Source organism: Clostridium sp. LS, from assembly GCF_002760435.1.
Classification (GTDB): Bacteria; Bacillota; Clostridia; order Clostridiales; family Clostridiaceae; genus Clostridium.
The window spans coordinates 1-2,489 of record NZ_AUUU01000139.1 but is presented as its reverse complement, the minus strand read 5'-3'; the positions used below and the strand labels follow the sequence as shown (position 1 = coordinate 2,489).

At 33.4% G+C, this 2,489-nt stretch carries 2 protein-coding genes; both read left to right on the top strand.

Annotated features, from left to right (window positions below):
• Positions 1 to 981, top strand: a 981-nt coding sequence (locus COL3_RS24140) for a proton-conducting transporter membrane subunit (protein WP_278286706.1), incomplete at its 5' end; no start/stop codon positions are given.
• The coding region (locus COL3_RS24135; RefSeq protein ID WP_099716738.1) for an NADH-quinone oxidoreductase subunit M at positions 982 to 2,489 on the top strand (1,508 nt) is incomplete at its 3' end. It lies immediately after the preceding gene.

Here is a 2,489-nt window from a genome sequence, read left to right as displayed (position 1 = left end):
GCATTTATGGCAGGAACCATTGCTTTAGTGCAAAGAGATTTAAAAAGGATATTAGCTTTTTCAACCATGAGTCAGTTAGGGTATATGGTTATGGCAATGGGGGTAGGTGGTTTTACTTCTGGAATGTTCCATCTTACAAGCCATGCATTTTTTAAAGCTTTATTATTCTTAGGAGCTGGAAGTATCATTCACGCTATTGGTGTGCAAGATATTTTTAAGATGGGCGGCCTAATTAAAAAAATGAAGCTTGTAAGCTTAACATTTATTATTGCTTCTTTATCATTAGCTGGAATTCCACCTCTATCAGGTTTCTTCAGTAAGGATGAAATTTTAACAGTAACTTACGAACATGGCTATATATTTTTATATTACTTAGGTTTAATTACAGCGTTCTTAACAGCATTTTATATGGCTCGTTTAGTTTTTATAGTTTTCTTTGGAGAGGAAAGAGAAAAACATTCTGTCCATAAAATTTCTTGGTGTATGACTGTGCCATTAATCATATTATCAGTTTTTTCTGTAGCTTATGGTTTTATAAATGAAACATTTGCTTCATATATATACTTTCAAACATCTCAAATTCCTGAAGCAAATTTGATGGTCATGGATGAATCAGTAGCAGCAGCTTTTGGTGGAATACTACTCGGATGGCTTATTTATGGTAAACAAGTAATATCAAGTGAAGCTCTAAGTATGAAGTTTAGACCAATACATCAATTCCTTTTTAATCAATATTATTTAAATGAACTTTATCGATTAATATATGAAAAAGTAATTTTAAATATTTCTCGCTTATTTAATTGGTGTGACCGTAACATAGTAGATGGAATTTTTGATAATACTACTTCTTTGATATGGAGAATGGGAGCTAAACTTAGACTTATTCATTCAGGACGTTTGCAAAATTATGCTCTAATTTTTTTCATTGCAATTGCTTTAATAATTCTTTGGCTTGCAGCACCGATTTTAGGAGGGATGTAGATGGAATTTCCAATATTGACATCAATATTATTAGCACCCATTTTGGGTATTATCATAATACTTTTGTTTCCAGAAAGTAAGGAGAAGGAAATAAAAGTTACAGCAGCAATTGTTACGTTTATTTCATTGCTACTTTCGATTATAGCTTTTGTAACTTACAATAAGGCAATGGGAGGACTTCAATTTCAAGAAACCTATTCTTGGATACCTGCATTCGGAATTAATTATTCTGTGGGTGCGGATGGTTTAAGCATACCTTTAATATTGCTTACTGCTATCGTTATTTTTGCAGGTGTCTTTGCATCATGGAAAATGGAGAAAAGAATCAAGGAATTTTTCATATTCCTGCTTTTACTAGTTGCAGGTGTTTTTGGAGTATTCATTTCAAGAGATTTATTTTTATTCTACGTATTTTTTGAAATAGCTGTTATTCCAATGTATATCTTAATTGGAGTTTGGGGAAGTACAAGAAAAGATTATGCTGCAATGAAGCTAACTCTTTACTTATTAGTAGGTAGTGCATTTATTCTAATTGGAATTATTGCGACCTTTGTATATGCTAATAATTTAGGAATAAGAAGTTTTGATATACAAACCCTTAGTACTATTGAATATAGTTCGAGCTTTCAAAAATTTGCCTTTTTTCTAATGTTAATAGGCTTTGGTATATTAGTTCCTATGTGGCCTTTTCATACCTGGTCTCCAGATGGACACGTAGCTGCGCCAACAGCTGTCAGTATGCTTCATGCTGGAGTTCTAATGAAACTAGGTGGTTATGGTATTATCCGTGCTGGAGTATTTCTTTTCCCAGAAGGTGCAAAATACTGGGTTCCTTTAATTGCAGTGATATCAATAGCTAATGTAGTATATGGTGCTATGGTTGCTATGGCTCAAAAGGATCTAAAGTTTGTAATTGGTTATTCTAGTGTAAGCCATATGGGTTATGTGCTACTCGGAATTGCTTCATTAAACTTTGAAGGAATAGATGGAGCTGTAGCGCAGATGTTTGCCCATGGTATTATGACAGCATTATTCTTTACACTAATAGGAAATATTTATCATCAGGCTCATACAAGAGAAATTGATCGCTTTGGCGGCTTAATACATCAAATGCCAAGAGTAGCCATTGGTTTTATAATTGCTGGTTTTGCATCGTTGGGGCTTCCAGGACTAAACAATTTTGTTGCTGAATTTTTAATATTTTTAGGATCTCATGATGAGCCAAGAAAACTATTTTCAATAATACCTTTTAAAGCAATTTCAATAATGGCTATTCTAGGAATTGTTATTACGGCTGCATATATATTGAAGGTGGTTCAAAGCACTTTCCTTGGCCCAAGAAAAGAAGAATGGGATCATTTAGAAGATGCAAAAGGGGTGGAAATGATACCTATAGTGATGCTTGCAGGTGTATTAATATTTTTCGGTTTATTCCCATCACCACTAATAGACCTTATTCATAGTGGAGCAATGTCACTTATGGGTAAGATATCAGACATAGGAATGAT